The following is an 8897-nucleotide window of genomic DNA, read 5'->3' as shown; positions in this document are numbered from 1 at the left end:
CTCATCCCTCATCAAGGCGATGATCGTATAACGCTCAAGCCGAGAATCGGTTGTCATGGATTTAGTAAAACTCAATAATCGAGGGCATCGACGGTGCTGTCACTTGGGCATGTCTGGCAGACGACGCCTTCAGTAATCCGGCAAGGCGGATGGTGTCCGAATTGCGCTAACCTTAAGCGGACGAAGAGGCGTGGCAAGCGCCAGCGTTATGATGTGCATTGGTAACGGTTCCGGCAGCCAAGATTGTTGATGATTGAACGGGAGCGCTGTCGTGCCTACGTTCGAGGAGCATCGCGCAGTGCCCGCCAGGGCGGCCCTTTTGTGTTGCCGCGACGCGACGCATCGCGATATATATTCAACTACCGCTACCAAGTTCGCGCTCGAAGGCCTCGGCGAAGCGCTCGCGCGCGGAACCGAAGGGCTCAGCATCAAGGTCACGGCGGGCGCTCACCGACGAGATAGATGCCTGGCAGGCGCGCAGCGGATGGACCGACAACCCGGCTCGATGATCATGGAACTCCGCGCGGAAGAACGACACGTGCTCGCGCTCGTCGCCGACGACGCGGCAGCGCTGCACGTCGCGCCGCCGCGCGTGCGCTTCGTGACATCTTCCTGCGGACCGTGTTACGAGACGCTGCTCAACCGGATCGAAATCGATCGCGATACGCTCGCGCTGCCGGAACCGCTGTTGCGCATCGTCGTCGCGCATGAAGTCGGCCACGCGACGCAGCGCAGATCGATGCTGCTCGATTTCGCGCGCACGCTCGCTTCGACGATGACGCTTCTGGCGATCCCGTGCATCACGTTCGCGACTTTTCCCGGCGAAGACCTCTGGCGCGTGAGCGTGCCAGGCCTCGCGTTCGTGCTCGCGTTCATCGCCTGCCTGAAGATCTGGCGCGCGCGCGGCGAAAAGCGTTCGGCCGCCTTCGAACTCGATGCGGACGCCAAAGCCGCATCGATCTATGGTCCCGCATCGGCATTGGCCGCGCTCGAAGCAATGGCGACGCGCGGACACATCAGCGCGGCACGTCTCGATGCAATGCGCGCGCGCCTCGTGTCGGGCCCGCAATAGTTTCTGCAGCGATACGATCCCTTTCGTCTGACCCGTCTCCGAACGCCGCGCCCGCCCGGACAATAGAAAAAGCACGCGCGTCCGTCTTGCAGCGCGCGTGCTCTTGTCGGCGAAGAGGGCTTATTGCGTCTGCGAGGCCGGCGGCGGCGTGGTCGTCGACTTCTTGCTCTTGTGCTTATGCCCCTTCTTGTAGGCGGGGCGCGGCTTGTTGTCCGGATATTCCGCGGCCGCGAACGACAGCGTCGGCGCCGCGAATGCCGCCAGCACTAAAAGCACGAGAGTTTTCTTCAAGGACGTTTTCATCGGAGACTCGCTTTGAGGAGATGGCCTTAAGGATCGCAAAACAACGCCTGGCTCGCCGCTTCGCACGAAGAGAAATATAAGACTCGCTATTCCGGTGCAAGTAGGGGAAACCGGCACGAAGGGCGTCGATACGCTCAGAGCCAGGCGGCGGCTCGTAGTTCCGGCCCGCATCGACCCGCCCGAGACAACAGTATATTGCACAAAAAAATACAGTCAGTCAGTCGCGGGCCATAAGACATTGAAGCGACGGGGTTTTGTGGTTTCGCTTGACTTGAACCCGCAAGCTTTCATGGCGGGCATCCGCGACAGTTGTCATCGACTGCATTTACTATCGTGCCTGTTCTAAAACTTGGAGCGATTTAGTGAAAGAAGATTACATCCGCAGGAATGCGTTCGCCATGCCTGTGCACAATCCCGCCTATCCGCGTCCGCCGTTCCGCTTCCTCAATCGCGAGTACTTCATCATCACCTACGAAACGGACCTCGACGCGTTGCGCGCCGTGGTGCCGGAGCCGCTCAAGGTGGATAGCGGTCTCGTGAGTTACGAATTCATTCGCATGCCCGACTCCTCGGGTTTCGGCGACTACACCGAAAGCGGCCAGGTGATTTCCGTCATCGACCCGGACGGCAACAAGGGCAGCTACACGCACGCGATGTATCTGGACGACGAAGGCCCGATCGCGGGCGGCCGCGAGATCTGGGGCTTTCCGAAGAAGCTCGCGCGACCGCGCCTCTCCGTCGATGGCAAGGACACGCTGCTCGGCACGCTCGAATACGGCACGCAGCGCGTCGCGACGGGCACGATGGGCTACAAGTATCGTCCGCTCGATCTCGAAGCGGAGCGCAAAAAGCTGGCCGAAGTACCGAACTATCTGCTGAAGGTCCTGCCGCATGTCGACGGCACCGCGCGCGTATGCGAACTCGTGCGCTTCTTCTTGCGTGACGTGACCGTGACCGGCGCGTGGGAAGGCCCGGCCGCGCTGGAGCTGCACGCGCATGCGCTCGCGCCCGTCGCGGACCTGCCGGTGCGCAAGGTGGTCGGCGCGCGGCATATCATCGCGAACCTCACGCTCGATATCGGCGAAGTCGCCTACGACTATCTCGCATCCGGCGACGAGCTCAAGCTCGCCGTCAATCAATAACGCCTACAACATCAACTAGGGAACTACACATGGCACTGCAAGGAAAAGTCGCGCTCGTGACGGGCGCAGCAAGCGGCATCGGTGAGCAGACGGCGCGCAAGCTCGCTGCCGACGGAGCGGCGGTCGTCATCGCCGACCTGAACATCGCGAATGCGCAGAAAGTGGCGGACAGCATCGTCGCAGCAGGCGGCAAGGCGATCGCCGTTTCGATGGACGTGACGAGCGAAGATGCGGTGAACGCGGGTATCGAAGACGCGGTCGCGAAGCTCGGCGGCATCGACGTGCTGGTGTCGAACGCGGGCATTCAGATCGTCGCGCCGATCGAAGAGTACGCGTACTCGGACTGGAAGAAGATGCTCGCGATCCATCTCGACGGCGCGTTCCTCACGACGAAGGCCGCGATCAAGCACATGTACGCATCGGGCAAGGGCGGCTCGATCATATACATGGGATCGGTGCACTCGCACGAGGCATCGAAGCTGAAGTCGGCCTATGTGACCGCGAAGCATGGCCTGCTGGGACTCGCGCGCGTCGTCGCGAAGGAAGGCGGCCCGCGCGGCGTGCGCGCCAATGTGGTGTGCCCCGGTTTCGTGCGCACGCCGCTCGTCGAAAAGCAGATTCCCGAGCAGGCGAAGGCGCTCGGCATTTCCGAAGCGGATGTCGTGAAGAACGTGATGCTGAAGGAAACGGTCGACGGCGAATTCACGACCGTCGCCGATGTCGCGAACACGGTCGCGTTCCTCGCGGGCTTCGAATCGAATGCGCTGACGGGCCAGTCGATCGTCGTGAGCCACGGCTGGTTCATGCAATAAACGATAAAACGATAAGGAGAGCCCATGCGCCGCAGTCAACGCAACACACTCACACAGCCGAACCACGTCGCGCTGCCGGACTACGATGAGGTTTGCCTCGTGCTGCAAGGCGGCGGCGCGCTGGGTTCGTATCAGGCAGGCGTGTTCGAAGGGCTTGCCGAAGTCGGCGTCGAGCCGACGTGGACATCGGGCATTTCCATTGGCGCGTTGAATACCGCGATCATCGCGGGCAACGCGCCGGAGGATCGCGTGGCCGCGCTGCGCGGCTTCTGGGGCACGGTCTGCCAGCCTGCGGATCTGGTTGGAAACGTGGGCGCCTACCTGCCCGCCGCGTTCGGCTTCGCCAATCTAAGCCGCAAGTTCTCGAGCATGTGGGCGGCCTTGCGTGCGGTGAGTCAGGGGCAGAAGGGCTTCTACTCGCCACGCGTGGAGATCCCTGATTTTTCCGCGCGTCCGCGGAGCAAGCGGCCGAGCGAGGTGAGCTATTACGACACGTCCGCCTTGCGATCGACACTGCTGCAATATGCCGATTTCGACCGCATCAACGATGGCGACATGCGCGTGTCCGTGGGCGCGGTGAACGTGCGCAACGGCAATCTCGTCTACTTCGACAACACGAGGATGCGTCTTGCGCCCGAGCATTTCATGGCGTCGGGCGCGTTGCCGCCGGGCTTTCCGGCAGTCGAGATCGACGGCGAATTCTATTGGGACGGCGGACTCGTATCGAATACACCGTTGACCGAGATCATCCGCGACTGTCAGCGCAAGGACACGCTCGTGTTTCAGGTGGACCTGTGGAGCGCGCGCGGCACACTGCCGGGCGATTTTCTCGATGTGAGCGAGCGCACCAAGGACATTCAATATTCGAGCAGAACCCGCGCGATCACCGATTTCCTGGCGCATAACCGCAAGCATTCACGGCTCATCAAGGAACTGCTCGAGCATATTCCCGAGAAGACGCGCCGCTCCACCCCGCTATTGCGCGAAGCGCAGAAAGTCGCCGATGGCGGCGCGGTGAATGTCGTGCATCTCATCTACAAGAACAAGTTCTTCGAAGGGCACTACAAGGACTACGAGTTCAGCATCGACACGATGGGCGAGCACTGGGAAAGCGGACTGGAAGACATTCGACGCTCGTTCGGCCATCCGGAGTGGTTCGACGTGCCGAGCCACGATCTCGGTTTCGTCACGCATGACGTGCACCGGTTCGAGCCCGCGCCAAAGGCGACGCCCGAGATGCCGAAGGCGGTGTCGAAGAAACTGGACGATGAGGATGTGGTGGAAGGCGTTTGAAGCCGTAGAGCTTATTAACTGCTGGTCTTGCGCCGGGCGTGCTTGCGCCCGGCGCTTCTTCGCGAGGGATCAGGAATTGCGGTCCCTTCGCATAGGGTGAACGAACATACAACGCGTCGTAGAGGCGTTTCGACCGCACGCAAGGGAAGTCCAAATAATGTCCGAACAAGAATGGATAACCGTCGCAAGAACGACTACGAACACGATCGAGGGATCGACTGTGACCGTGTTCATCAACACCACGCCGATCTGCCCGAATATGACGAACGCGCAGTTTCGAAAACTCATGATGAGATTGCGCGATATCGCGGTGAAAATGATCGACGACCGAATTATCGCGCTCGCGACGGTCTGGGTGAGGGAGAAAGAGCGTGTGCAGACGTGGTTCGGAAAATCGGACGAAGGCACGCGTAAAACTTTGCTGGAAGGATTGCCAAGGCTTCAATCGGTTCTTCGTGAGTTGACGCCGGAGAACATGATTCGTTACGACGATGAGCTAGGCAAATCGCTAAGCTGCGTCCCCGTCGCCGATATGGGAAGCAACGATGCAGCGGTATGCAAGCCTGATTCACAGAAGCGCATCATTCAGTTCTACTCGCATTTCTGTACGCTCCCGTCAGCGGATCTCCATACCAATTGCAAGCTGAAGGTGCTGCTTCATGAATGTACTCATTACGTTGATGCGTTCGATTCCCTTGATAATGCATACGGGTGGGCTAGCGGACTAAAGTATTGGGCGCGAGCGCACAGCGAGGAGTCTTTGAATAACGCTGACAGCATTGCTTGCTATATCGCCCACTTCGAGGGCCTTGATCTCGACCCGGATGGGCGGCTATGGAAAAGCTGAAGCAATCGGTCGTTCGAGCCGGATTCATGCTGATTCTGTGCCATGCGATGCCTGCATGTGCTTGTACATTCTCGCAAATGCTTGACGTAACCATTCCCTTGAATACCGTCGACATCGGCAATGCGGCACGCGTTGAAGTTGCTCAAATGGTTATCCGGGCGAGGGATTGGAGGAGCGTGACCGGTGTCGATATCAAAGCGGAAATCATCAGTCCGGCCCTTGCGAGCGAGCACCGGGCCGCGAGTCTTGCCAACGCAAGGGGAAAGATGATCAAGGCTTACCTGATGCAGCTTGGCTTGAAAGAGGAGAACATATTTTATGATCCTCAGGTTTTGCAGGAGCGTCGGGGAGAGACGCCGGAACAGTACGAGCACTTCAGACGCACGACGATAGGTCTTCTGCCCGTTTGTGAAGGAGGATGTGACCGCCTCTGTCACGATCCTGCAATCGCACCAGATAGCCGAGGCCGCGAGTAACTTGCGCAGGGTGGATCCGGGAATGCGCCTTTGCGCTACGCTGATACTTCCACAGCGCGATTCAGGAAACATATATGACCGGCTGGAAACCCGCGAACTATCCCTCCGTCAGCCCTTATCTCATCTGCGAGAACGCGGAAACGATCATCGCGTTTCTCGAACGCGTCTTCGACGGGGCATTGGTCCGTCGCTTCGACCGCCCCGATGGCTCGCTGATGCACGCCGAAGTACGCATCGACGACAGCATCGTGATGATCGGCGGCGGCGCGGCCGGTCATCAGTCGGCGGGGCCGCATATCCACGTCTATGTGCGCGATGCGCAAGCCGTCTACGATCGCGCGATGCAGAACGGAGCGCAAAGCGTGCAGACGCCGACGCGCAAGCGCGACGACGACGACTTCCGTGGCGGCTTTCGCGATGCCGCCGGCACGAGGTGGTGGGTCGCCACGCAGTGAAGCCTCAACGCTTTTTCTTCCTGGCACGCGCCACGGGCTTGCCGAGACTCTCGCGCAGCGCGTTCGTCAGCGACTTCAAGAACTGATCGACGGCAGGCGGCAGGCGGCGCTCGCGCATGACCGTGACCTGCAACAGACGCTCGTTGAGCAACGGCTCGTCGATAGGCGTGGCGACGAGCGTCGGCGGCCCGGGATCGCCTTCGAGCGCGACGGCGCTGCCGAGCGTGATCGCGCCGGTGAGCGCCGCGAAGTGATGCATCGCGCTGGAGTTGTTGCTCGCCAGCACCGGCTCCAGATGCACGCCGCGCGCCGAGCAGCACCAGTCGACCAGTTGGCGCACGGTGGTGCCGCGATCTAGCACGGCGGTGGGGTACTGGAGAATCTCATCGAGCGTGAGGCTCGTTTTGCCCGCTAACGGATGCGTCGGCGGCAGCAGCGCGCAGACCGGCGCCTTCACGCTGTATTCGATGCTCAATGCCGTCGATGTCGATGTCGAGAACGCGAGGGCCACATCGACCTCGCCGCTCGCCACCCAATGCTCGACCTGGCCGGGCGTACCGGAACGCATCACGAAGCGCGTGCGCGGATACGCGCGATAATGCGCCGCCATCACGCTCGGCAGAAAGCAGCGCGTAAAGCCCTCCGTGCAGCCGATACGCACGATGCCGCGCCCGATCGCATGCATGTCCGAGATTTCGTCGAGCACGGCGTCGCCATCCATCAACGCGCGGCGCGCGTGCTGTACGAGCAACTCGCCCGCTTCCGTCAGGATCATGCCGCGCGGCATGCGCTCGAAAAGCGGCGTGCCCGCCTGTTCCTCCAGCTTCGCGATCTGGCGGCTGATGGCCGACACCGCGACATGCAGTTGTTCCGATGCCGCCGCGAGCGAGCCCGAGCGCGCGACCTCCACGAAGTATCTGAGTGCGATGCCGTGCAGCACGATGCCTCCCCCGAGCGTTGCCTTTTTGGCAATGCTATCGGCAAAATTTGAAATTGTCGCGAATTTTTGGCGTTTCTAGACTGGCTGGAATTGCAAGTCATAACAGCCGGGAGACGTCGTGAAAGAACCTCAGAACACTCGTGAAACCGCCATCGCCATCGCCTGTAAAGCGTTCGATTCGGGCGCGTTTTTCGCGGACCTGCAGCGCCGCGTCGCGTTTCGCACCGAAAGCCAGAACGGCGCGAATCCCGCGCTGCACGCCTATCTCACCGACGAAGTCAGCGACACGCTCGCGCCTCTCGGCTTCACCGCGCGCATCGTGGACAACCCGGTGGCGGGCGGGCCGCCGTTTCTCATCGCCGAACGCCACGAGTCCGACGACTTGCCGACCGTGCTCACCTACGGTCACGGCGATGTCGTGCGCGGCTACGACGAGCAATGGCGCGCGGGCCTGAAGCCGTGGGACATCGTCGTCGACGAAGACCGCTGGTACGGCCGTGGCACCGCCGACAACAAGGGGCAGCACTCGGTCAATTTCGCGGCGCTCGCGGCGGTGCTGGCGGCGCGCGAAGGCCGGCTCGGCTACAACGTGAAAGTGATCTTCGAGACCGGGGAAGAGATCGGCTCGCCGGGGCTGAACGAGGTCTGCGCCGCGCACGCGGACGCGCTCGCGGCGGACGTGTTCATCGCCTCCGATGGGCCGCGCGTGTCCGCTGAGCGTCCGACGCTCTTTCTCGGCTCACGCGGCGGCGTGCCGTTCGAGCTGACCGTGAAGCTGCGCGAAGGCGGTCATCATTCGGGCAATTGGGGCGGCGTGCTGCGTAATCCGGCGGTCGTGCTGTCGCATGCGATCGCGAGTCTCGTCGATCGAAACGGGCGTATCGCAGTCGTTGGATTGCGGCCGCCGCCGATTTCGCAGGCCGTGCGCGAAGCCCTCGCCGATATCGAACTCGGCCGCGACGACAGCTCGCCCGAGATCGATCCGGCGTGGGGCGAGCCGGGCCTCACGCCGACCGAGCGCGTGATCGGCTGGAACGCGCTCGAAGTGCTCGCGATGAAATCCGGCAACGCCGATGCGCCCGTCAACGCAATCCCGCCTTTTGCAAAAGCGGTGTGCCAGTTGCGCTTCGTGGTCGGCACGGATTGGGAGAACGTGCAGACGCATCTGGAGCGTCATTTCACCGAACATGGCTTCGACGAAGTGAAGGTCGAAGCGACGCGCGGCACGCCCGCGACGCGCCTCGATCTCGACGATCCCTGGGTGCGCTGGGCGCTCGATTCGATGCGCGCGACGACCGGCAAGAAGCCCGCGTTGTTGCCGAACCTGGGCGGCACGGTGCCCAACGATGTCTTCGCCAAGACGCTCGGGCTGCCTACGCTCTGGGTGCCGCATTCGTATCCCGCGTGCAATCAGCACGCGCCGAACGAACATGTGCTCGCACCCGTGATGCGTGAATCGCTCGGCGTGATGGCGGGCCTCTGGTGGGATCTCGGCGAGAAGACCGCTGCAATCATCGCCATGCGCGACGCGCATTGATCAACCGCTACTCATGACAC

The 8897-nt window shown here is 61.7% G+C and carries 10 protein-coding genes; 8 read left to right on the top strand and 2 right to left on the bottom strand.

The annotated features are described in order from the left end of the window. Nucleotides 1–484 precede the first annotated feature (484 nt). Complete coding sequence (locus AWB75_RS19000; RefSeq protein ID WP_235012154.1) at nt 485–1072, top strand: hypothetical protein; 588 nt, start codon at nt 485–487, stop codon at nt 1070–1072. 120 nt (nt 1073–1192) lie between these two features. On the opposite strand, the gene AWB75_RS18995 is transcribed toward AWB75_RS19000, so the two are convergent. Continuing rightward, complete coding sequence (locus tag AWB75_RS18995) at nt 1193–1375, bottom strand: hypothetical protein (RefSeq protein ID WP_061125625.1); 183 nt, start codon at nt 1373–1375, stop codon at nt 1193–1195. Between the two features lie 362 nt (nt 1376–1737). On the opposite strand from AWB75_RS18995, the gene AWB75_RS18990 reads away from it, so the two are divergent. The 6 genes from AWB75_RS18990 (at nt 1738) to AWB75_RS18965 (ending at nt 6400) form a co-directional block, all read left to right on the top strand. Continuing rightward, entirely contained in the window at nt 1738–2517 is a 780-nt protein-coding gene (locus tag AWB75_RS18990; protein WP_087086683.1) for an acetoacetate decarboxylase, read from the top strand. 29 nt (nt 2518–2546) lie between these two features. Further along, nucleotides 2547–3329 (top strand): 3-hydroxybutyrate dehydrogenase, encoded by a 783-nt coding sequence (locus AWB75_RS18985; RefSeq protein ID WP_061125624.1) that lies wholly within the window; start codon nt 2547–2549, stop codon nt 3327–3329. 24 nt (nt 3330–3353) lie between these two features. Continuing rightward, nucleotides 3354–4622: a DUF3734 domain-containing protein gene (locus AWB75_RS18980; protein ID WP_061125623.1), complete on the top strand. Its 1269-nt coding sequence runs from the start codon at nt 3354–3356 to the stop codon at nt 4620–4622. A gap of 157 nt (nt 4623–4779) precedes the next feature. Next, nucleotides 4780–5469, top strand: coding sequence for a M35 family metallo-endopeptidase (locus AWB75_RS18975; protein WP_061125622.1), 690 nt, complete (start codon nt 4780–4782; stop codon nt 5467–5469). After that, complete coding sequence (locus AWB75_RS18970; RefSeq protein WP_061125621.1) at nt 5457–5945, top strand: hypothetical protein; 489 nt, start codon at nt 5457–5459, stop codon at nt 5943–5945. The genes AWB75_RS18975 and AWB75_RS18970 overlap by 13 nt, the downstream gene beginning before the upstream one ends. Before the next feature lie 74 nt (nt 5946–6019). Beyond that, the gene (locus AWB75_RS18965) at nt 6020–6400 is read left to right on the top strand and encodes a VOC family protein (protein ID WP_061125620.1); all 381 of its coding nucleotides are present in this window, start codon (nt 6020–6022) and stop codon (nt 6398–6400) included. A 4-nt stretch (nt 6401–6404) separates the two neighbouring features. On the opposite strand, the gene AWB75_RS18960 is transcribed toward AWB75_RS18965, so the two are convergent. Next, nucleotides 6405–7340: a LysR family transcriptional regulator gene (locus AWB75_RS18960; protein ID WP_061125619.1), complete on the bottom strand. Its 936-nt coding sequence runs from the start codon at nt 7338–7340 to the stop codon at nt 6405–6407. Between the two features lie 118 nt (nt 7341–7458). On the opposite strand from AWB75_RS18960, the gene AWB75_RS18955 reads away from it, so the two are divergent. Further along, nucleotides 7459–8877, top strand: a complete 1419-nt coding sequence (locus tag AWB75_RS18955) for a M20 family metallopeptidase (RefSeq protein ID WP_061125618.1) — start codon at nt 7459–7461, stop codon at nt 8875–8877. Nucleotides 8878–8897: the final 20 nt, after the last annotated feature.

The organism is Caballeronia catudaia (assembly GCF_001544755.2).
GTDB classification, from domain to species: domain Bacteria; phylum Pseudomonadota; class Gammaproteobacteria; order Burkholderiales; family Burkholderiaceae; genus Caballeronia; species Caballeronia catudaia.
Note: the sequence above shows the minus strand (reverse complement) of the source record. Positions and strands in the feature narration are given on the sequence as shown.